Source organism: Arthrobacter sp. YD4, assembly GCF_030410515.1.
Taxonomy (GTDB): domain Bacteria; phylum Actinomycetota; class Actinomycetes; order Actinomycetales; family Micrococcaceae; genus Arthrobacter.
On record NZ_JAUHHD010000002.1, the window covers coordinates 515,040 to 536,647 of the forward strand.

A 21,608-nucleotide genomic window follows, 5' to 3' on the forward strand; every position below is an offset into this window, starting at 1 on the left:
CCTCAGAGGTCGAGGTTCACGGGCCCGGCGGCTGCCGAGACACACGTCTGGATAAGTTGGCCGGGCTCGCCGTGCACCTCGCCGCTGCGAAGGTCACGGACCTGGCCGGCCCGGAGCGGGGTCAGGCAGCTGTGGCAGATGCCCATGCGGCAGCCGCTGGGCATCAGCACGCCGGCGTCCTCGCCGACGTCCAGCAGCGGCGTGGCGCCGTCGGCCTCGACCTCGCGGTCGGAGGCCTCGAAGGTGACCAGGCCGCCGTCGTGCCCCTCGCCGCCGCCCAGGTTGGTACTGAACCGTTCAATCGTGAGGTCGGTTCCGCGCTCCTCGGTGCCGGATTCGATCGCCCAGAGCGATTCGGCGTCGTCCAGGAATCCCTCCGGGCCGCAGGCGTAGGCGGCCCGGTCCCGCCAGTCCGGGCACAGCCGGTCCAGCTCGGCACCCGAGCTGAAGTCGGCCCGGCCGCGTTCGCCGGTGAACCAGTGGGTCACCGTGAAGTTGGGGAACTGGTCGGCGAGCTCGGCGAGCTCCTCCAGGAAGATGGAGTCCTCCCGGGTCCGGGCGGTGTGGATGAGGACGACGTCGGCGTCGGGCCGGTGCGGGACCAGCGTGCGGATCATGGACATCACCGGGGTGATGCCGCTGCCGGCGGTGAGCATCAGCAGGGGCCGCGGGTGCTCGGGCAGGACGAAGTGGCCCTGCGGCGGGGCCAGGAACAGCACGTCACCGGGCTTGGTGTTGCGGACCAAGGCGCCGGAGACGGCGCCCATGTCCGTGACGGTGATGGCGGGATCCTCGCCGGCGGGTGCGCTGAGCGAGTAGGAGCGCCAGTGGCGGACGCCGTTGAGTTCGACGCCGATGCGGGCCCACTGGCCGGCGCGGTGCGCCTGCCAGCCGCGGCCGGGATGGAAAAAGATGGTGGCGGAGTCGGCCGTTTCCGGGACCACCCGGGTGACCACGCCGCGCAGTTGGCGGGCGGAAAACACGGGGTTGAATAGCGACAGAATGTCTTCTGGGGCTAGCGGGGTGGTCAGCAGAGATGCGGCGCGCGCCAGCTTACGGAGCCGGATCATTCATCAAGTGTATGTCGGCGGGAGTCATAATTCTTCACCCAAGGCATACGATCGAGATGTAGAAACTATCTCGCCACAACAGTTTTTGGAGTCCACCATGGATGCGGCACCCACCTCCGGCACCGGCTACCCCGCCTATGACCCGCCCTGGCTGGCCCTGCCAACGGAGGTCAGCGACGTGCTCCGGCCCCGGATGCCGGGCATCGTGGAGGCCATCATCGACGCGGTGCCGCAGCTGGTGCCGGCCTACGCCCGTCCCATCGAGGGCCGCTTCGGCCGGGGGCTGAGGCGCGGGGTGGCCGCGGCCCTAGACCGTTTCCTGCAGCTGCCCGGCACGGCGCTTCCGGCCCTCTCTGAGGAAAGCCGGGAACTGGTGGCAGGGCTTGGCAGCGGCGAATTCCGTCAGGGCAGGAGCATGGACGCGCTGCTGAGCGCCTACCGGATGGGCGCGCGGGTGACATTCCGGGAGATGTCCAAGGTCTCGATGGAGCAGCACCTGGGCCAGAACGTGGTGGTTGACCTGGGCGAATCGATCCTGGCCTACATCGACGAGCTCTCCGCCGTCAGCGCCGAGGCCTACGCGTTTGAACAGTCGGAGCGGGCGGGCGCGGTGGACCGCCGCCGGACTGAGTTGCTGGACCTGCTGCTGCTGGGCCAGGCCGACGAGGCAGCCCTTCGCCAGACGGCAGCAATGGCCGACTGGGCGCTGCCGAGGCGGATGTGCGTGGTGACGCTGCCGCTGGACCGGGCAGCGGGCCTGCGGCTGAGGCTGGGCCCCGGGACCCTGGTGATCGAGCGGGAGACCGACGCCGTCGTCCTGGTTCCCGCACCCCGTTCCGCGGCCGCGCGGCGGGACGTGGACAACGCGCTGCGGGGCCGCGGCGCCGCGGTGGGGCCGGCCGGGGGCTGGGAAAAGGTGCCGGATTCGCTGCGCCTGGCCGTGCTGGCGGCGTCCGTCCTGCCGCACCGTGACGGCCCCGAGGATCCGCCCATCTGGGCGGACGAGCACCTGGCCGCCGTGGTGCTGGGCGCCGAGCCGTCGGCCATCGCCGAGTTGGCCAGCCGGCGGCTGGCACCGCTGGAGGGGCTCCGGCCAGCGCAGCGCGAACGGCTGGCCGAGACGCTGCTGTCCTGGCTCCGGCATTGGGGCCAGCGGGGCCCGGTGGCCGAGGAGCTCGGGATCCATCCGCAGACCGTGGGGTACCGCGCGGCGCAGCTGCGGGAGCTGTTCGGCGACGCGCTGGAGGACCCGGTGGCGCGCTTCGAGCTGGAGCTGGCCCTGAACGCCGGCAGGCGCTAGGACGGCAGGTGCGCGGTCACGGAGGCGCTGGTAGGCAGGCGCTGGATCGGCAGGCGCTTGCGGCGCCGTCCCGTGGCCGGGCCGGCTCAGCCCGCGGCCAGCTCCCTGCCGCGGAGCCTTAGCTCGAGGTCGTTCATTACCAGGGCGGCCAGGTCCTCGAGCGTGCGGGTGTCCTCCGCGCCGAACTCCCTGGGCTCCCGGTCCAGGATGCAGAAGGTGCCCAGGTTGTAGCCGTCGGGGGTCCGCAGCGGAATCCCGGCGTAGAACTGCAGGCCAAACTCGCCCGCCACCAAGGGGTTGGCCAGCGTCCGCGGGTCATTGGCGGCGTCGTTGATAATCCAGGGCCCCTCCTGCAGGATGGCCGAGGCACAGAGCCCGGGGTCACGGCCGATCTCGCTCACGTCGGTGCCATGGTGGGCCTTGAACCAGATCCGGTCGTGGTCCACGATGCTGACGATCGCCACCGGCACCGAGAACATCCGGGCCGCCAACGCCGCGATGCGGTCGAAGGAGCCGTCCGCTGGCGTATCCAGGATGCCGTAGCGCTCAACGGCCCGCATCCGCCCGGCCTCGTCGGGTACCGAGCCGCCGCGGCGTCGGCGGCCGGATGAGCTGATGATCTCCTGCCGGAGGGCCAGGGCCACCTCCCTGGCGGCCGGCCGGCCGGCCGGGTCGCGGGAGAGCATGGAGGCGAGCAGCTCCGCCCACTTGGGCGCCAACTCGTCGGGGATCTTCGGGTCATGGAGGAGCCGAGCGACGGCGGACTGGATCGGCGCCCCGGGGTAGGCCATGTTCCCGGTGAGGCCCTCCAACAGCACCAGCCCGAGGGAATAGACGTCGCTGGCGGGACCGGCCGGACCGCCGGCGGCCTGCTCGGGACTGAGGTAGGCGGGGGTACCGGAGGTGCCGCCGTCCTCTTGGTCGTCCTCCGGGGCGTCCGCGAAGCAGGCGACGCCGAAGTCGGTGAGCTTGGCCCGGGGCCTGCGGTCCTCATTGCTGTAGTCCACCAACAGGACGTTCCCGGGCTTGACGTCCCGGTGCACCACGCCGTGGTGGTGGATGTAGGACAGGCCCTCGGCCAGGTCGTAGCCGATGTGTGCCATATGCGCGGCGGAGAGCGGGCCGCGGACGGTTCGGTGCCTCAGGTCCTGGCCCGGGACGTACTCCATCACCAGGTAGCTGAGCTCCTGGCCGTCGTCGTCGCGGTCCGAACCGGCGTCCAGCAGCATCACCAGGGCATGATGGCTCATCCCGGCGAGGATGCGGGCTTCCTGCCGCTGCAGCCGAACGGCACCGGGGCCGTCCGGGTCGGCGCGGAAGAGTTTCACGGCAACCTCACGGCGCAACTGCTGGTCGTAGCACCGATACACGGTGGACTGGCTTCCCCTGCCGATCAGGGACTCAATCCGGTAGCGCCCGCCAAACAGGGCTCCGGATTCGATGGTGATGGTCAACGCCTTTAGGTGTTCCCTCGTTCGGGGTCCGCTGAACCTCGGCGGATCGGTGCTGTGAGCTGGCCTGGGGCCGGCGCCCGCAAATTAGCAAGGTTACTTATGATAACGCGGAATCGCCGGAATGATAGGGGCCGCGGCGTTTATTTCGCCGCGGTCCCCGGGCGTCCGGGCCAGGTGATGCGGTGGCTACTTCGCGGGGTTGTGGGTGCCGATCGGGACCAGCGTCAGGTCCGGCAGGTTCTTCTCGATCCGCCGCAGCGCCCACACATCGTTGAAGAGGGCCAGGTACTCGCCGTCGGAGCGCAGCAGCACCTCCGCGCCGGTGACGTTGGCCAGCGCGGGCATGGCGTCCGCCGTCGTAATCCGGGCCAGCGAGTAAGGCAGCCGCTCCAGCCGCATCGGGGCGCTGAAGTCGTGGGCCATCCGGTCCTCGACCACCTCGAACTGCATGGGGCCGACTGCGGCTAGCACGGGTGCCTGGTCGCCGCGGATGTCCGAGCGGAGCACCTGGATGACGCCCTCGTGCTCGAGCTGTTCGATGCCGCGGCGGAACTGCTTGAAGCGGCTGGGGTCCTTGGAGCGGGCCACCTGGAAGTGTTCCGGCGCGAACAGCGGGATCGCGGGGAATTCCACCGGCTGCTCCAGGAACAGGCTGTCACCCACCCGCAGCGCGGAGGCGTTGACCAGACCCACGACGTCGCCGGGGAAGGCCTCGTCGATCACCTCGCGTTCGCGGCCGAAGACCTGCTGGGCGTACTTGGTGGCGAAGGACTTCCCAGTTCGGCCCTGGGTGACCACCATGCCGCGTTCGAAGACGCCGGAGCAGACCCGGATGAAGGCGACGTGGTCGCGGTGGGCCTTGTTCATGCCGGCCTGGACCTTGAAGACGAAGCCGGCGAACGGGGCGTCCACCGGCCGCGGGTCGCCGTCGACGTCGGGGCGGGGTGCGGCGGGCGGGGCGAAGTCCACCAGCGCATCCAGGATCTCCTTGACGCCGAAGTTGAGCGCCGCGGAGCTGAAGAGGATGGGCGTGGCCTTGCCGGCGTGGAAGGCCTCGACGTCGAACGCGAGGTTGGACTCGATGACCAACCCGGCCTCGTCCACCGCGTTGGACCAGTCATCGCCCTGGCTCTCGGCGGCCTCTTCCGGGGTGAAGTAGTCGGTCAGGGCGATGTTGGCGCCGGCGTTGTTGCGCTGGAACCGGGCGAAGCGGTCGTTGCGCAGGTCCCAGACGCCGCGGAAGTCGCCGGAGATGCCCACGGCCCACGTAAGCGGCATGGGCTGCAGACCGGTGCGCTCGGTGATCTCATCCATCAGCGCCAGCGCGTCCAGGCCGGGGCGGTCCCACTTGTTGATCACGGTGATGATGGGCAGGTTCCGCTGCTTGCAGACCTCGAACAGCTTCATGGTCTGGGTTTCCAGGCCCTTGGCCGCGTCCACCAGCATGACGGCGCAGTCAACGGCCGCGAGCACGCGGTAGGTGTCCTCGGAGAAGTCGGCGTGGCCGGGGGTGTCCAGCAGGTTGATGACGGTGTCCCGGTAGGCGAACTGGAGCGCCGCGGAGCTGATGGAGATGCCGCGGTCCTTTTCCATCTGCATCCAGTCGGAGACCGTTTCCTTGCGGTTGGCCTTGCCGCTGGACGCACCGGCGGTGCCGATCACCTTCGCGTGCAGCGCCAGCGCCTCGGTCAGCGTGGACTTACCGGCGTCGGGGTGGGAAATGACTGCGAAGGTCCGGCGCCGGCCCGCCTGCTTGTGAATCTCCTGGACTCGGGCGGGGCTGTGGACATCTTGGGACACGGTGCTACTTTCGCTGCGGCTTGGGGCGGGTTCACTGCGCGGAGAGCCCGCGATACACCCAGGACTCCAGTTTATCGCAGGCGGCGGGACAGCCCCGGCGGAGCCCAAAATGCGGTCCGCCGGTGTCCGCGGGAAGAGCACTTTCCGGGCCCCGCCGGAGTGCTCCCATGGACCACTTTGGGGCTTGTCCGTGCGGAAAACGGGGCACCGTACCCCTATGATGGTGCTACCGGGCGACCGGGCATTTTTGTTCTGACCGGCCGCCGCGTGAAATCCGCGGATCCGGCGCACAGCAGGCAGCGGCCTGCACCTTTGAAGGGAAACACCCATGGCTCGGAGCCCCGAAGACGCACTCAAGGCGACGCTGGCCAGGGTGGCCCCCGGCACCGCCCTTCGGGACGGGCTCGAACGGATCCTGCGCGGCCGCACCGGCGCGCTGATCGTGCTGGGCATGGACCGGACCATCGAATCCATCTGCTCCGGCGGGTTCGAGATCGGCATCGACTTCTCCCCCACCCGGTTGCGGGAACTGGCGAAAATGGACGGCGCGATCGTCTGTGACAAGGACGCCAGCAACATCCTGCGCGCCGGCGTGCAGCTGGTGCCCGATTCCAGCATCGAGACCCAGGAGACCGGCACCCGGCACCGGACCGCCGAGCGCGTCGCCATCCAGACCGGCGTGCCGGTCATCTCCGTGAGCCAGTCGATGCAGATCATCGCCCTGTACGTCAACGGCCTGCGGCACGTGCTGGAGGGCTCCGAGAAGGTCCTGGCCCGCGCCAACCAGGCCCTCGCCACCCTCGAGCGGTACCGGTCGCGGCTGGACCAGGTCACCAGCTCCCTGTCCGCCCTGGAAATCGAGGCGATGGTGACGGTCCGCGATGTCGCCGTCACCCTGCAGCGCCAGGAGATGGTGCGCCGGATCTCCGAGGAAATCTCCCAGTACGTGCTGGAACTCGGCGAGGACGGCCGTCTGCTGTCGCTCCAGCTGGACGAGCTCACCGTAGGCCGCGGCCCGGGCAGCGACGTGATCATCCGGGACTACTCGGGCCCGCACGCCTCCGTCGAGGACATCGACAAGGCCGTCAAGGCCCTGGTCAGCCTGGATTCGACGGAGCTGATCGACCTGGGCAAGATCGCCGGGATCGTGGGGTTCGCCGGCGGGGAGGCCAACCTCGACGCCGTCGTCCAGCCGCGCGGCTACCGGCTGCTGTCCGGCCTGAAGGCGGTGCCGAAGGCCGTGGCAGACCGGCTGGTGGACCACTTCGGCGGCCTGCAGTTCCTGATGGCCGCCACCATCGATGACCTGATGACCGTGGACGGGATCGGCGACCAGCGCGCCCGGACCGTCCGCGAGGGCCTGAGCCGGATGGCGGAGGCCAGCCTGCTGGACCGGTTCCTCTAAACCGGCTGCGCTAAACCGGCTCCCTCAACCGGCTCCGCCGGTTTTCTCCTTGAGGACCGGCCGGCTTAGCCGAGCTGGAAAACGGCCTTGGGGCTGGTCTTGTTTCCCAGCCGCGCCGTGAAGACGTAGTACGCGCCGCCGCCGCCGGGCTGCGCCGCGACTGCCTTGCACCCGTCGACGGACCGGTTCCGGGCCCACGGGAAGTTGGCCGTCTCGCTCTGGCCGGGTCCGATCGACTTCACCAGGTCGCCGCTCTCGGCCTGGCAGTCCGCCGAGGAGAAGATCCGGTCCGCGCCGCTGGTGACGACGTACTCCATCTGCGAGGTGCCGATATTGACCTCACAGGGGACCTGGTTGCCGTTCGTGACCTTGAGCGTCAGCAGCGGGTTCTCGCCAGGACCGTAGACGGCCTTGTCCGTGGCGGCGGTGACGGTGATCAGCTTGTCGTCACAGGCCGACGTCGGGCTGGGCGTCGCGGAGGCAGTCGGGCTAGCGGACGCTGAGGCGCCGGCGGAGGCCGTCCCGGACGCGGCGGCAGACGCGGTGGCGCCGCTAACGTTGGCGCTGCCTGCCTGCCCTGCGTCGTCGGAAGAGCCGCCGGAAAGGGCATTGGAGACGGCCACGACACCGGCCACGGCGAGCGCCAGGACCAGGAGCAGGACGGCGCCGGCAAGGAGGCGTCGACGGCGGTAGACGGCTTTACCCGGTTTCCGGGCCGTACCGCGAGCGTTGCCTTGCCTGACCATTCTTCTAGGCTAGAGAACCGCGCCTCCGATCACGCACCACCACGCCGCTGGTCCGGCTATGGTGCGCGTCTCCATTAAGCTGGTCCGATCAAAACAATGACCCCCTCCCCCGAAACAACGGCCGCCCCCACCGCGCCCGGCTCACCCGCCGCGCAGGCAGTGGGCGCCCCCGCCGCTCCGCCCGCCGGCCGGCTGGCGGAGCTCCACGCTGCCCTGGACTCCTGGTTCGCGGACACGGCCCGGGACCTGCCGTGGCGCGAGGCGGACCGCACCCCCTGGGGCGTCCTGGTCAGCGAGATCATGCTGCAGCAGACCCCGGTAGTGCGGGTGCTTCCGGTGTGGGAGGAGTGGCTGCGGCGCTGGCCCGAACCGGCCGACCTGGCCAAGGAAGCCCCCGGCGAGGCCGTCCGCGCCTGGGGCCGGTTGGGCTATCCGCGGCGCGCCCTGCGGCTGCACGCTGCCGCGGCGGCGATCGTCAATGACCACGACGGCGACGTGCCCGGCACCTACCCGGAGCTGCTGGCGCTGCCCGGCGTCGGAACCTACACCGCGGCTGCCGTCGCCGCCTTCGCCTTCGGCCGCCGTGAAACGGTGGTGGATACCAACATCCGCCGGGTGCACGCCCGGCTGATCGGCGGCGCCGCGCTGCCCGCCCCGGCCCTCACCGCCGCGGAGATGCGCCTCGCGGCGGAGCTGCTGCCCGAGGGCGGGTCGGAATCGGTGCGCTGGAATGCCGCCGTGATGGAACTCGGCGCCCTGGTCTGCACCGCCCGCTCACCCAAGTGCGGGCAGTGCCCGGTCCGGGGTGCGTGCGCCTGGCTGGCCGCCGGGGAACCCGCGCCCACTTACACCCCCAAGGGCCAGGCCTGGCACGGCACGGACCGCCAGGTCCGCGGGGCTGTGGTCGCGGTGCTGCGTGTTGCCGAGGCGCCGGTGCCCCGGGAGCTGCTGGACCGCGCGCCCGCCGACCTGGGGTTCATGCCTGTTGGGATCGGTATCCCGCTGGCCGCCCTGCACCGGCTGAATGCCCCGCCGGAACAGCTGGAGCGTGCCGTGGCCGGGCTGCTGGCCGACGGCCTGGCAGAACAGCATCCGGCAGGGCTGCAGCTGCCGGCCTGAGCGCCAAGACGAACTAGGTGAAGCCTAGGGCTCACCAAACCCGTCGCTGATGAGTCCGCCCAGGTAGTCGACGGCCTTGACCGCGTCCGGACCGCTGGCCTCGATGTGCAGCACGGTGCCCTGCCCGGCACCCAGCATCATCAGCTCCGTCATGGACTCCCCGTCGACGCCGTTGATGGTGACCGTGGCGTCCATTCCAGCGAGGCTCCCGGCGATCTTGGCGGCCGGCCGGGCGTGCATGCCGGCCTTGTTCACCAGTTCGAAGTCCCCCTGCGCGTCCGGAGCCGCGGCGCTCTCCGCATGGGCGTGGTGGTGCTCCGGCGGCCGGTAGACGGCCTCGGCCGCCTCCTTCACGGTCTCCGCGTCGGCTCCGGTCTGCGCGGACACCGCGGCCGCCACCAGGCCCTCGATCAGCGGAGCATCGGCCAGGTGGATGGAACCGGGGTCCGTGGCAAACTCCACGGCAGATTCGGCAGTCATCACGGCGGAGCCCAGGTCCGTGAGGACCACCACGCCCTCGCCGCCGTCGGCCTGCTCCAGCGCGGCCATGACCTTCTCCAGGCTGGTACCGATCCGCCCGTCGTCGGTGCCGCCCGCCGCGATGATGGGCACGTCCGGCGCCATCTGGGCGGCGAGTTCGACGGCGCCCTCGGCGATTTTCGCGCTGTGTGAGACCACCACCAACCGCACCGTCATGCGGCGCCCTCCGCAGCCTCGGCGGCGGCGCGCAGGATCAGGGCGGTGGACACGGCCCCCGGGTCGCGGTGGCCGATGCTGCGCTCCCCCAGATAGCTGGCGCGGCCCTTCCGCGCCTGCATCGGGTCGGTGGAAACGGCCCCGGCCTCCGCGGCGTCAGCCGCCGCGGCCAGCACCCGGCCCGGGCTTCCGCCGTCGGCCCCGGCAGCCGCCGAGCCCGCGTCGACGGCAGGGGTCCAGGCATCCACCATGGTCTTGTCCCCCGATTCGGCCTTGCCGCGGGCCACGATCCCGTCCCGGGCTGCCGTCAGCGCCGTGGCGAGCGTGCCGGCGTCGATGTCCGCGGCGTCGCCGAGGGCGGTTGCTGCACGCAGGAAAGCGGTGCCGTACAGCGGTCCCGCGGCTCCGCCCACCTTGGACATCAGCGTCATGGCGGTCAGCTTCAGCGCGGCTCCGGCGGTTTCCGGGGGCGCCTCGGCGAGCTTGTCCATAACGGCTTTGAAGCCGCGGTCCATGTTCTCGCCGTGGTCAGAGTCCCCGATGGGCCGGTCCAGTTCGATCAGTTCCACCCGGTGCTCGGCCATGGCCTCGGCCGACAAGGTCAGCCAGCGGACGGCCCAGCCGACGTCCAGCCCCACGGTCAGGCGCCCCAGCGCAGGGCCGCGGTGTGCACGGGTGCGTCCCAGAGGGCTGTCATCTCGTCGTCGAGCTTCAGAACGGTGATGGAGCAGCCCTGCATCTCGAGGGAGGTGATGTAGTTGCCCACCAGCGAGCGCTCCACGCTCACGCCCTGCTCCTCGAGCCGGTGCACCGCGCGGCGGTAGACGATGTAGAGCTCGCTTTGCGGGGTGCCGCCCATGCCGTTGACGAACAGGAGGACCTTGTCCCCGGACGCCAGGCCCAGGTCGCTGACCACCGGGTCCAGGAGGCGGTCGGTGATGCCGTCCGCGGGCTCCATGGGAATCTTCTGCCGGCCGGGTTCGCCGTGAATGCCAATGCCGATCTCGATCTCGTTGTCCTCCAGCTCGAAGCTGGGGACACCCGCGTGCGGGACCGTGCAGGCGGTCAGCGCCACGCCCATGCTGCGCACGTTCTGGTTGACCCTGTCCCCTATCGCGGCGACGGCATCCAGGTCATCGCCGCGTTCGGCCGCGGCGCCGGCGATCTTCTCGACTAGGACGGTGCCGCCCACGCCCCGCCGCCCGGCGGTGTAGAGCGAGTCCTGCACGGCGACGTCGTCGTTGACCAGCACGGTGCGGACCTCAACCCCCTCGGCCTGGGCGAGTTCGGCGGCGGTCTCGAAGTTCAGCACGTCGCCGGTGTAGTTCTTCACGATGTGGACGACGCCGGCCCCGGAGTTGGAGGCGAGGGTGGCAGGCAGGATCTGATCCGGCGTGGGCGAGGTGAAGACGGCGCCGGGGACCGCGGCGTCCAGCATGCCCTTCCCGACGTAGCCGCCGTGCAGGGGTTCGTGGCCGCTGCCGCCGCCGGAGACGAGGCCCACTTTCCCGGCCATCGGGGCGTCCTTGCGGACGATGTATTTCGGGTCGGGGTGGACGGTGACGAGGTCCGCGTGGGCGAGCCCGAAGCCCTCCACTGATTCGTCGACCACGGCCTTGGGATCGTTGATGAGTTTCTTCATGGCTGCGCTCCTGGATGGTGTCCTGGCTGCTTTGGTTGAACCCTACTACCGGCGTCCGGCCCGCGGTAGGCTCCGGGGCCGGGCGGGACTGCGGAGGGGAATTCCGGCCACGCGTCCGGTCCCAGTCCCTCCTGCGGGGGCAGCCGCCGGCCGGGGCGCAAGCCGCCGCCGGCTTCACCGCCACCACCGGCACCGTCCGTTACTCCGCCGTCGTAGGCCGGAGCGTCGCACGGCGGCAGCGGAGGGGCGTCCACGGACATCTGGAACGCGGAAAAGTCAGGAAAGATCACGCGGTGTTGCACAGTCTGCCTCCGGACGACGGCGGCCCTTCCCCGCCGGGCCGGCATCAGTTTATCCACCGAGTGGAGGTGGCGGAAGAGGCCGGGCGGCCCTTACAGGGCGCGGATCATCCGGGTGTTACCGAGGGTGTTGGGCTTGACCCGGGCAAGGTCCAGGAACTCGGCGACGCCCTCGTCGTGGGAGCGCAGCAGCTCGGAGTAGACCACCGGGTCCACCGCCGTCTGGTCCGCCATGACGGCGAAACCGTGGCGCTTGAAGAACTCCACCTCGAAGGTGAGGCAGAAGACCCGGGAGACGCCCAGCGCGCGGGCGTCGTCCAGCAGGTGCTCCACCAGCTGGTGGCCCACGCCCTTGCCGCGCCACGCGTCGGAGGTGGCCAGGGTACGGACCTCGGCCAGATCCTCCCACATCACGTGCAGCGCGCCGCAGCCGATGACCTCGCCGTCGGGCGATTCGGCGATCCGGAACTCCTGCAGGCTCTCGTAGTAGGCGACCGTCTCCTTCGCCATCAGGATCCGCTGGTCCGCCAGGGGCGCCACGAGGGTCTTGATCGCGGCGACGTCATGGGTGCGGGCAGGGCGGATCCGGATGGGCTCAGTCACAGCCCCATCCTACGGCTCCGCCCCGCCGCCCCCGTGCTTCTCCCGCCTCCCCGCCGGGCTAGACGCCCAGCTCCGCGGGCACCGCGATGTCCTCCTCCAGCAGATGCCGGGCGAGGAAGTGCTCGACGACGCCGTACCAGACCTTGGCGTGCTGCGGCTGCAGGATCCAGTGGTTTTCGTCCGGGAAGTAGAGGAACCGGTGGTCGGTGCGGCCATCCCCGTCCGCGGCGAGCTGGGACTTGGCGAGCAGCTCGTACCAGAGCCGCAGGCCCTCGCCGATCGGCACCCGATAGTCCTTGTCGCCGTGGATCACCAGCATGGGGGTGCGGATGTTCTCCACGAACAGGTGCGGGGAGTTAGCCGCGGCCATCTCCTCGGTCATTTCCTTCAGCCAGTACTGGGCCGCGTCGGTGGTGGGGCCGAACTGGTCCAGTGCCCAGAGGCTGGCGTGGGTGACGATCGCCTTGAACCGGTCCGTCTGGCCCGCCACCCAGTTGGCCATGTAGCCGCCAAAGGAGCCGCCCATCGCCGCGGTGCGGGTCTGGTCGATGTCCGGCCGGTCCACGACCGCGTCGGTGATGGCCATCAGGTCCGTGAAGGGGGCCTTGCCCCACTCGCCCCAGCCGCTCTGGATGTGGTCCTGGCCGTAGCCGGTGGACAGGGCCGGGTCCGGGAGCAGGACGGCATAGCCCCGGGCCACCAGCAGCCACGGGTTCCAGCGCCAGGTCCAGGCGTTCCAGGAGCCCAGCGGGCCGCCGTGGATCCAGAGCAACAGCGGAGCAGGGCTCTCCGCCGAGGCGTCGTCGGGCAGGGCCAGGTAGGCGGGGACCCGCCGGCCATCCGCGGCGGTGGTTTCCACCCGCTCCAGCCGGCCCGGGTGCGCAGGGCGCCCGGCGGGGGCGGGCAGCCGGGTGACGTCGCCTGAGGCGAGGTCGATCCGGACCGCCTCGGCGGGGAATTCGTAGGAGCTGCGGAGCGCGTAGGCATGCTGCCCGTCCGGTGAGACGACGACGTCGGTGTAGGCCGCGGCGTCGTCGGTCAGCCGGCGCGGTGAAGCGGACGGGGCGCCGGTGCCGGAGTCCGCCACGTCCACCCGGAACACCGGGGTGGCCCCGTCCTCGTCCGCGGTGACCAGCAGGGCCGATCCGTCCGGCAACCAGGCGGCCGGGCGCGGCCAACGGTCCCAGCCTTCCGCCAGCGGGCTGAGCCTCGCGTCGGGTCCGGTGAGGTCCAGCAGGTGCAGCCGGACCTGCGGCGCTTGTTCCGGGGTGGTGTCGGTTTCGCTGAGCACGGCCAGGGTGCTCCCGTCCGGGCTGACGGGGCCGGGGAAGTAGCTCATGCCCGGCTCATCCAGCAGGACGCGGGTGGTGCCGGTGGCGACGTCCACGGCCACCAGGACGATCCGGGAGTCGGCGTTGGCCAGCGGCCGGGTGAAGCTGCTGTAGATGGTCTTCCCGTCCGGGCTGACCGACATATCGGCCTCCCGGAGCCCGCTGCCCGCCTCCGGGGTGAGGTTGCGCAGGGTGGCGGGGGTGGCGGCGTCGACCGTTCCCGGGGTGCCGTTCTCCGGTTCCGTGCCGGGTTCGACGGCGAAGATCCGCGGCTGGCCGGGACCGAGGTCGGCATCCCAGTACCGCACCGGATAGCCGGTGTGCAGGATGGCGGCTACCTTCTTGTCCTTGCGGGCCTTCCGGCGCTCCTCGTCATCGGTTTCGTCCATGGAACCGGCCAGCACCGGGGCGGTGACGAACACGGCGTCGGCGTCCCGGGCGGCCAGCACGCCGCTGACCCCGCCGGCGCGGGAGAGAGCCAGGCGCGCTTCTCCGCCGTCGGCCGGCAGCGCCCAGAGGGCCTTAACGGCGTCGGCGTCGGGGTTCTCCGGGTCGGGTCGCTCGGAGGTGAAGTAGAGGGTGCCGTCGGCGGCGAACGCGGCTCCGGCCTCGCCCTTGGCGCTGCGGGTCAGCCGACGGGCCGGGCGCGTCCCGGCCGGGTCGATCTCCCAGAGCGCGGTGCGGTAGTCGGTGCCCTTGTCGTTCAGGGTGGCGACGGCGGTGACCAGGCGCCGGCCGTCCGGGCTCATGGCGAGGCCGCTGAGGCGCGGGATGGCCAGGTAGTGGTCCAGGTCGTGGAAGGGTGTCTGTGGGAACCCGCCGGTCGAAGGCGTTTCGGTTGAAGGCATGGTCCGATTCAACACCCGATGTGCCCCCGATCACACCGGGTTCACTAAGAGTGAAACAATGCTTTCAAGATTCCGGTATGTAGGCCCGCAGCCAATTCCCAGCGCCGGTTGGCAGAATGGGGCCATGAATCCTGAACAGATGCTCCCCCGACGTTCCCTGCTGCTTGGCGCCGGAGCGGCCGGCGGCACCGCCCTGACGCTCTCCGCCTGCTCCGGGCCGGACTCCGACGCGGCCGCCACCAGCGACGCCGCGGCGTCTTCCGTCCCCGCGGGCACCCCCGTGCAGGTGGGGAAGGTCAGCGGGGTCAAGGTGGGCGGGACCGCCACCGGCAAGGTCAACGGCAAGGCCGTGGTGATCTTCCGCCCGGACGAGAAGACCGTCCTGGCCTACGACGCGGCCTGCACCCACGCGGGCTGCCCGGTGGCCCCGGCCGGCGGCGACTTCGAATGCCCCTGCCACGGCTCCTCCTTCAAGGGCAGCGACGGCAGCGTCATCCAGGGCCCGGCCCGCGCGCCGCTGGCCAAGCTGAAGGCCGCGATCGACGGCGAATGGATCACCGTCACCGCCTGATGACCCGTCGCGGCCCTGGGCGCGGGCCTCAACGCTTTAAGGCTTAACGACGACGGCCCCGGCCGCTCCCGCGAGGGAAGCGGCCGGGGCCGTTGCGTCTGGTGCCGTGCGGAGCAGCGAACCTGCCCTAGTGGGTCGGCGCGATCTCCGGGATGCTCGGCTTGGCGTTGCCGGCGAAGGTGAACTTCGCGTCGTCGCCCTCGCCCTCGACGTCGACCACCACGATGTCGCCGGAGTGCAACTCACCGAAGAGGATCTTCTCGGAGAGCTGGTCCTCGATCTCGCGCTGGATGGTGCGGCGCAGCGGCCGGGCACCCATCGCGGGGTCGTAGCCGCGGGTGGCCAGGAGCACCTTGGCCGCGGGCGTGAGCTCGATGCCCATGTCCTTGTCCTTGAGGCGGCGCTCCAGGCGGGTGACGAACAGGTCGACGATCTCGATGATCTCGTCCTGGGTCAGCTGCGGGAAGACCACGACGTCGTCAACACGGTTCAGGAACTCGGGGCGGAAGTGCTGCTTGAGCTCCTCCGTGACCCGGGCGCGCATCCGGTTGTAGCCGGTCTGCGTGTCCGTGCCGGACTGGAAGCCGGTGGCGACGCTCTTGGAGATGTCCCGGGTACCGAGGTTGGTGGTCATGATGATCACGGTGTTCTTGAAGTCCACCACGCGGCCCTGGGAGTCGGTCAGGCGGCCGTCTTCCAGGATCTGCAGCAGCGAGTTGAACAGGTCCGCGTGGGCCTTCTCCACCTCGTCGAAGAGCACCACGGAGAACGGACGACGCCGGACCTTCTCGGTCAGCTGGCCGCCTTCCTCGTAGCCCACGTAGCCCGGAGGGGCACCGAAGAGCCGCGAAACGGTGTGCTTCTCGGAGTACTCGGACATGTCCAGGGTGATCAGCGCGTCTTCCTCGCCGAACAGGAACTCCGCGAGGGCCTTGGCCAGCTCGGTCTTGCCGACGCCGGTGGGGCCGGCGAAGATGAACGAGCCGCCGGGACGCTTCGGGTCCTTGAGGCCGGCACGGGTGCGGCGGATCGCCTGGGACAGGGCCTTGATGGCCTCGTCCTGGCCGACGACGCGCTTGTGCAGTTCCTCTTCCATCTTCAGCAGGCGCGAGGACTCTTCCTCGGTCAGCTTGAAGACCGGGATGCCGGTGGAGTTCGCGAGCACCTCGGCGATGATGTCCTCATCCACCTCGGAGATGTCGTCCATGCCGCCGGTCTTCCACTGGCGTTCCTTCTCGGCGCGTTCGGCAATGAGCTTCTGCTCCTTGTCGCGCAGCGAGGCGGCTCCTTCGAAGTCCTGGGCGTCGATCGCCGATTCCTTCTCCAGCTTCATGGCCGCAATCTTCTCGTCCATCAGCTTCAGCTCCGGCGGAGCGGTCATCCGGCGGATGCGCAGCCGGGCGCCGGCTTCATCGATCAGGTCGATGGCCTTGTCCGGCAGGAAGCGGTCCGAGATGTAGCGCTCGGACAGGCTCGCGGCCGAGGCGAGGGCGCCGTCGGTGATGGTCACGCGGTGGTGCGCCTCGTAGCGGTCACGCAGGCCCTTGAGGATCTCGATCGCGTCCGCGACGGAGGGCTCCTTGACCTGGATCGGCTGGAAGCGGCGCTCCAGGGCGGCGTCCTTCTCGATGTGCTTGCGGTACTCGTCCAGCGTGGTGGCGCCGATGGTCTGCAGCTCGCCGCGGGCCAGCATGGGCTTCAGGATCGAGGCCGCATCGATGGCGCCCTCGGCCGCGCCCGCACCCACCAGGGTGTGGATCTCGTCGATGAACAGGATGATGTCGCCGCGGGTGCGGATCTCCTTGAGGACCTTCTTCAGGCGCTCTTCGAAGTCACCGCGGTAGCGGGAGCCTGCCACTAGGGAACCGAGGTCCAGGGTGTAGAGCTGCTTGTCCTTGATGGTTTCCGGGACGTCGCCGCGGACGATCGCCTGGGCCAGGCCCTCGACGACGGCGGTCTTACCGACACCGGGTTCACCGATCAGGACGGGGTTGTTCTTGGTGCGGCGGGAAAGGACCTGCATGACGCGTTCCATTTCCTGCTCGCGGCCGATCACGGGGTCAAGCTTGTTCTCCCGGGCGGCCTGGGTCAGGTTCCGGCCGAACTGGTCGAGGACGACCGAGCCGGCGGGGGTACCCTCGGCCTGGCCGGCGCCGACACCGGCTCCGGCGGATTCCTTGCCCTGGTAGCCGGAGAGCAGCTGGATGACCTGCTGGCGGACCCGGTTGAGGTCTGCTCCGAGCTTGACCAGCACCTGGGCGGCAACGCCTTCACCCTCGCGGATGAGGCCAAGCAGGATGTGCTCGGTGCCGATGTAGTTGTGGCCGAGCTGCAGGGCCTCGCGCAGGGAGAGTTCCAGCACCTTCTTGGCCCGCGGCGTGAAGGGGATGTGACCGGACGGCGCCTGCTGGCCCTGTCCGATGATCTCCTGCACCTGCTCGCGGACGCCGTCGAGCGAAATGCTCAAGGACTCGAGGGCTTTGGCGGCAACACCTTCACCCTCATGGATCAGACCCAAGAGGATGTGTTCGGTACCGATGTAATTGTGGTTCAGCATGCGTGCCTCTTCTTGGGCAAGCACAACTACGCGACGGGCACGGTCCGTAAATCGCTCAAACATTTCGCCACACTCCTAGCTACGACGTACTTTGATGCTACGTGGCGGTCTTCGTAATTTGTGGCTTGTTCGCCACAGGGGAAACCGGGGCGGTTGCGGGGACCCGGGCGGCGTGCACGGCCCGTGTATGCGCTCCTACCCGGTTACCTCCGCCGCGCCAGGCCGGGTGGTCCCCGGAAACGGCCCAAACACTGCCCGGCCGGGCTTCGGCGTCGGCACGCCGGGCCAGCCTCCGGACGGTAACCGGGGAGGAACGTACGGACCCCGGACGCAGCGAAGCCCCCACCGGATGGCGGGGGCTTCGCTGTAGGCAATTCGTTCCGGCCCTAGGGGCCGGAAACGGCGCCAATCTTAGGAATTGGCCTTTTGGTAGGCTTCCTGAATTTCGGCCTGGATTCGGCCGCGGCTGTTGACCGCGTAGCCATTGTCACGGGCCCACTGGCGAATCTGGGCCGAATCCTGATTTCGGCCGCTGGCGGCCTTCGTGCGGGTGGGCCGGCCGGCGGACGTTTTGCGGGCCTGGCCCACATAACGTTCGAGCGACGAGCGCAGTTCTGAAGCATTGTTGGCCGACAGGTCAATTTCGTAACTGACGCCGTCCAGCCCAAACCGGACGGTTTCGTCCGCGGATCCCCCATCCAGATCATCCACGAGGATGATTTCAACTTTCTGTGCCATAAAGACTCTCTTTTCGAAGGAGGAGCATTTAGAAAAGCAGGATGTAACTGTAAAAAGTATCCATCGCTTTATGGCACCGAGTCAAAGCGAAAACTACGCTGTGGGAAAACAGCGTCGGCTAATGACTTTCTAGGGCTGTTCCGGGGAATGCCCCTGATCCGGCGCGGAATTCGCGGCCGGGGCGTTTACTGCTGCGTCGGCTTCCGCCTGGGCGCGGGCCTCGGCCTGGCGTTCGGATTTATCGGCGTTGAATATTGCCTTCATTACGAACCAGAAAATGAGGCCCACCACCACGGAGGGCAGCAGCACGGCAATGTAATCCATGATCAGTTGCCTTCGGGCTTGAGCAGCGGGAACAGGATGGTCTCGCGGATGCCCGCACCGGTGAACAGCATCACCAGCCGGTCGATGCCGAGGCCGATGCCGCCCATCGGCGGGGCGCCGTATTCGAGGGCGCGGAGGAAGTCCTCGTCCAGCTGCATGGCCTCGACGTCGCCGGCGGCGGAGCGCAGCGACTGTTCGGTGAGGCGTTCGCGCTGGATGACGGGGTCGATCAGCTCGGAGAACGCGGTGCCGCGCTCCATGCCGCCGATGATCAGGTCCCAGGCCTCGATCAGGCGGCCGTCCTCACGGTGCTGGCGGGCCAGCGGCTGCGCGGACGGCGGGTAGTCGTACACGAAGGTCGGGTTCAGCAGGGTGGGCTCGACCAGTTCGCCGAAAAGTTCGACGACGAGCTTCTCCGCGTCCCAGGCGGCGTCCACCTTGACCTCGTGCTTTTCCGCGAGGGCCAGCAGCTCGGCGGCGGGGGTGTCCGGGGTGATCTCCTGGCCGACGAAGTCGGAGAGGCCCGGGTAGACGGCCATCCAGGCCCAGTCGCCGTCGAGGTTGATCTCGCCGGCCTCGGTCTGCAGCACCCGGCCCACGCCAGCGGCGTCCGCGGCGTCGAGGATGATCTCCTTGATCCGGTCCGCCATGACGAACTGGTCGGCCCAGGCCTCGTAGCTCTCCAGGGTGGTGAATTCGGGGCTGTGCGTGGAGTCGACGCCCTCGTTCCGGAAGACGCGGCCCATGTCGTAGACCCGGTCGATGCCGCCGACGACCGTGCGCTTGAGGTAGAGCTCGGTGGCGATGCGCAGGGTCATCTTCTGGTCGAACGCGTTCATGTGCGTCTCGAACGGGCGGGCGGTGGCGCCGCCGTGGACTAGCTGCAGCATGGGGGTCTCCACCTCCACGTAGCCCTGGCGGTGCAGGGTCTCGCGGATGGAGCGGGTGATTGCGGCGCGGGTGTAGACCATCTCGCGGGCCTCGTCGCGGACGATCAGGTCCACGTAGCGCTGGCGGACGCGGGTTTCCTCGTTCAGTTCAGCGTGCAGCACGGGCAGCGGGCGCAGGGCCTTGGACGCCATGGACCAGGACTCGGCCATGACGGAGAGCTCGCCGCGGCGGGAGGAGATGACCTCACCCTTGATGAAGACGTGATCGCCGAGGTCCACGAGGGACTTCCAGTCGGCGAGCGCCTCCTCACCGACGTTGGCCAGGCTGAGCATGACCTGGAGGCGGACCGCCTTGCCGTCGAGGCCGCCCTCCTGCAGGGTGGCGAAGCAGAGCTTGCCGGTGTTGCGGATGAAGACGATGCGGCCGGTGACACCGACGACGTCGCCGGTGGTCTCGTCGGCGACGAGGTGGGCGTACTTCTCCCGGATATCCGTCAGCGAGTGGGTCCGCTCGACGCCCACGGGGTAGGCCTCGATCCCGCGCTCGATCAGCTTCGCGCGCTTTTCCATCCGGACCAGGGTCTGTTCGCTGGCCTCGGAGTGCTCGGGCGTGTTCGGGGCAGGGGTGTTTTGGGAAGTCACAATCCCTAAGTTTACCGGGGATTCCTGAGCGCCCGGGATCGGGGGCGGTGGCACTAGAATCGGGGGCGACCGCTCCTGAAAGGACCCCCTTGGCCAAGCTCTACTTCCGCTACGGCGCGATGAACTCCGGCAAGTCCACGGGCCTGCTGCAGGCGGCCTTCAACTACGAGGAACGCGGCCAGCGGGTGCTGCTGGCCAAGCCGGACATCGACACCAAGGGCGACACCGCCGTCGTCTCCCGCCTGGGCATGACCCGCGACGTCGATTTCCTGATCCCGGCGGGCGCATCCGCGCGGGAACTGTTCTCCGCCCTGGCGCACGGGGATGATCCGGACGCGCTGCTGCAGCACGTGGACACCCCGCCGGTGGCCTGCCTGCTGGTGGATGAGGCGCAGTTCCTGACGCCGGAGCAGGTGGATGACCTGTTCCGGATCGCCGTCCTGGACAACGTCCCGGTGCTGGCCTACGGCATCCGCACGGACTTCCGTACGCGCGCCTTCCCGGGGTCGCTCCGTCTGCTGGAGATCGCGCACACCCTGGAGGAGCTGAAGACGATCTGCCGCTGCGGCCGCAAGGCGATCTTCAACACCCGCCGGATCGGCGACCGGGTGGTGTTCGACGGCGAACAGGTCGCCATCGACGGCCAGGACGCCTGGTACGAATCCCTCTGCGGCTCCTGCTATCTCGAGGTATCCGGCGGCCGGCTGGGCTAGGCTCAAGCCATGACGCGCGAGAACATCCACACCCCCGACGGCGGAACCCTCGAGTTGTTCAGCACGGGGGCGGAACTGTCCGCGGCCGGCTCCGGCGTCGTCGTCGTGTCCGCCTCGATGGTGACCGCCGCCGACTACACCAAGTTTGCGCAGAAGCTCAGCGCCTCCCTCGGCCGGCCGGTCCACACCTTTAACCGCCGCGGCCGTGGCGGCTCCTCCCCGCAGCCGGAAGACTACACGCTGGACGTGGACATCCACGACCTCGACGCCGTGATGAAGCACACCAACAGCACGGACGTGTTCGGTCACAGCTTCGGCGGCGCCGTCGCCCTGCACGCCGCCCGCACCCTGCCGGTGGAGCGGCTGGCGGTCTACGACCCTGCCGTCTCGGTCAACCACAGCGTCACCGCCGACTGGATCCCCGAGTATGAGCGCCTCACCGCCGCCGGCGACGACGACCGGGCCCTGGCCGTGCTGGTCCGCGGGCTGGAAACCGGCAGCGCCGTTTCCCGGATGCCGCTGTCCATGCTGACCCTGGCCAATAAGCTGACCGCCGGGACCCCCGTGGGCAAGCAACTGCGGGAGCTGATGAAGACCGGCGTCCGCGAGATCAAGGCGATCATCGCCGCCGACATGCCCGCCGAACCGTTCCTGGCACTGCCGCTGGAGACACTGATCGTGGTGGGCGAGAAGAGCCCGGCGTACTTCGGCGTGGCCTGCGCCCAGATCCACGACGTGCTGTCCGGTTCGAGCTACACAATCCTGCCGGGCATGGGCCACGACGGCGTGAACAAGGCCCCGGAGAAGCTCATCACCGAGCTGAGCGCCTTCTTCGCCGGCTGACGCCGCTCCCCCGCGGC

19 protein-coding genes are annotated in these 21,608 nt (G+C 69.5%); 6 read left to right on the top strand and 13 right to left on the bottom strand.

Features of this window, described 5'->3' with window-relative positions:
• Window positions 1–2 precede the first annotated feature (2 nt).
• On the bottom strand, window positions 3–1,070 hold the full coding sequence (locus QWJ39_RS06880; protein WP_290256989.1) for a ferredoxin reductase: 1,068 nt from the start codon (window positions 1,068–1,070) through the stop codon (window positions 3–5).
• Between the two features lie 97 nt (window positions 1,071–1,167).
• Between QWJ39_RS06880 and QWJ39_RS06885 the strand changes: the two genes are divergently transcribed.
• A complete protein-coding gene (locus QWJ39_RS06885) occupies window positions 1,168–2,370 on the top strand; it encodes a helix-turn-helix domain-containing protein (protein WP_290256990.1) in 1,203 nt (400 codons plus the stop codon).
• A gap of 86 nt (window positions 2,371–2,456) precedes the next feature.
• Here the strand turns inward: QWJ39_RS06885 and QWJ39_RS06890 are convergent, their stop codons facing one another.
• Window positions 2,457–3,824 carry a GAF domain-containing serine/threonine-protein kinase gene (locus QWJ39_RS06890; RefSeq protein WP_290256991.1) on the bottom strand — a complete coding sequence of 456 codons (1,368 nt, stop codon included), beginning with the start codon at window positions 3,822–3,824 and terminating at the stop codon, window positions 2,457–2,459.
• Window positions 3,825–4,010: 186 nt separating this feature from the next.
• Entirely contained in the window at window positions 4,011–5,624 is a 1,614-nt protein-coding gene (locus QWJ39_RS06895; protein ID WP_290256992.1) for a peptide chain release factor 3, read from the bottom strand.
• Between the two features lie 328 nt (window positions 5,625–5,952).
• Here QWJ39_RS06895 and disA point away from each other — a divergent pair, with 328 nt between their 5' ends.
• Complete coding sequence (gene disA / locus QWJ39_RS06900; RefSeq protein WP_290256993.1) at window positions 5,953–7,029, top strand: DNA integrity scanning diadenylate cyclase DisA; 1,077 nt, start codon at window positions 5,953–5,955, stop codon at window positions 7,027–7,029.
• A gap of 65 nt (window positions 7,030–7,094) precedes the next feature.
• Here disA and QWJ39_RS06905 read toward each other — a convergent pair whose 3' ends face one another.
• Window positions 7,095–7,775, bottom strand: a complete 681-nt coding sequence (locus QWJ39_RS06905) for a hypothetical protein (protein WP_290256994.1) — start codon at window positions 7,773–7,775, stop codon at window positions 7,095–7,097.
• A 96-nt stretch (window positions 7,776–7,871) separates the two neighbouring features.
• Here QWJ39_RS06905 and QWJ39_RS06910 point away from each other — a divergent pair, with 96 nt between their 5' ends.
• Window positions 7,872–8,894: an A/G-specific adenine glycosylase gene (locus QWJ39_RS06910; RefSeq protein ID WP_290256995.1), complete on the top strand. Its 1,023-nt coding sequence runs from the start codon at window positions 7,872–7,874 to the stop codon at window positions 8,892–8,894.
• 24 nt (window positions 8,895–8,918) lie between these two features.
• Here the strand turns inward: QWJ39_RS06910 and dhaM are convergent, their stop codons facing one another.
• From dhaM to QWJ39_RS06935, 5 genes are all read right to left on the bottom strand, one after another.
• A complete protein-coding gene (dhaM, locus tag QWJ39_RS06915) occupies window positions 8,919–9,590 on the bottom strand; it encodes a dihydroxyacetone kinase phosphoryl donor subunit DhaM (RefSeq protein WP_290256996.1) in 672 nt (223 codons plus the stop codon).
• Window positions 9,587–10,228, bottom strand: a complete 642-nt coding sequence (gene dhaL, locus QWJ39_RS06920) for a dihydroxyacetone kinase subunit DhaL (protein WP_290256997.1) — start codon at window positions 10,226–10,228, stop codon at window positions 9,587–9,589. Before dhaL ends, dhaM begins: the two co-directional genes overlap by 4 nt.
• 2 nt (window positions 10,229–10,230) lie before the next feature.
• Entirely contained in the window at window positions 10,231–11,232 is a 1,002-nt protein-coding gene (dhaK, locus tag QWJ39_RS06925) for a dihydroxyacetone kinase subunit DhaK (protein ID WP_290256998.1), read from the bottom strand.
• A gap of 392 nt (window positions 11,233–11,624) precedes the next feature.
• Complete coding sequence (locus tag QWJ39_RS06930; protein WP_290256999.1) at window positions 11,625–12,134, bottom strand: amino-acid N-acetyltransferase; 510 nt, start codon at window positions 12,132–12,134, stop codon at window positions 11,625–11,627.
• Between the two features lie 58 nt (window positions 12,135–12,192).
• Complete coding sequence (locus tag QWJ39_RS06935; RefSeq protein ID WP_290257000.1) at window positions 12,193–14,313, bottom strand: alpha/beta fold hydrolase; 2,121 nt, start codon at window positions 14,311–14,313, stop codon at window positions 12,193–12,195.
• 124 nt (window positions 14,314–14,437) lie between these two features.
• On the opposite strand from QWJ39_RS06935, the gene QWJ39_RS06940 reads away from it, so the two are divergent.
• On the top strand, window positions 14,438–14,884 hold the full coding sequence (locus QWJ39_RS06940) for a Rieske (2Fe-2S) protein (RefSeq protein ID WP_290257001.1): 447 nt from the start codon (window positions 14,438–14,440) through the stop codon (window positions 14,882–14,884).
• Window positions 14,885–15,011: 127 nt separating this feature from the next.
• On the opposite strand, the gene QWJ39_RS06945 is transcribed toward QWJ39_RS06940, so the two are convergent.
• From QWJ39_RS06945 to lysS, 4 genes are all read right to left on the bottom strand, one after another.
• Complete coding sequence (locus QWJ39_RS06945) at window positions 15,012–17,504, bottom strand: ATP-dependent Clp protease ATP-binding subunit (protein ID WP_290257002.1); 2,493 nt, start codon at window positions 17,502–17,504, stop codon at window positions 15,012–15,014.
• A gap of 348 nt (window positions 17,505–17,852) precedes the next feature.
• Window positions 17,853–18,179: an Lsr2 family protein gene (locus QWJ39_RS06950; RefSeq protein WP_290257003.1), complete on the bottom strand. Its 327-nt coding sequence runs from the start codon at window positions 18,177–18,179 to the stop codon at window positions 17,853–17,855.
• Window positions 18,180–18,308: 129 nt separating this feature from the next.
• Window positions 18,309–18,503 (bottom strand): hypothetical protein, encoded by a 195-nt coding sequence (locus QWJ39_RS06955; protein WP_290257004.1) that lies wholly within the window; start codon window positions 18,501–18,503, stop codon window positions 18,309–18,311.
• A 2-nt stretch (window positions 18,504–18,505) separates the two neighbouring features.
• Window positions 18,506–20,035 (bottom strand): lysine--tRNA ligase, encoded by a 1,530-nt coding sequence (gene lysS / locus QWJ39_RS06960; protein ID WP_290257005.1) that lies wholly within the window; start codon window positions 20,033–20,035, stop codon window positions 18,506–18,508.
• A gap of 89 nt (window positions 20,036–20,124) precedes the next feature.
• Between lysS and QWJ39_RS06965 the strand changes: the two genes are divergently transcribed.
• Together QWJ39_RS06965 and QWJ39_RS06970 are read left to right on the top strand one after the other, a co-directional pair.
• Window positions 20,125–20,748 (top strand): thymidine kinase, encoded by a 624-nt coding sequence (locus QWJ39_RS06965; RefSeq protein WP_290257006.1) that lies wholly within the window; start codon window positions 20,125–20,127, stop codon window positions 20,746–20,748.
• A 9-nt stretch (window positions 20,749–20,757) separates the two neighbouring features.
• Window positions 20,758–21,591, top strand: coding sequence for an alpha/beta hydrolase (locus tag QWJ39_RS06970; protein ID WP_290257008.1), 834 nt, complete (start codon window positions 20,758–20,760; stop codon window positions 21,589–21,591).
• The last annotated feature ends 17 nt before the right edge of the window (window positions 21,592–21,608 follow it).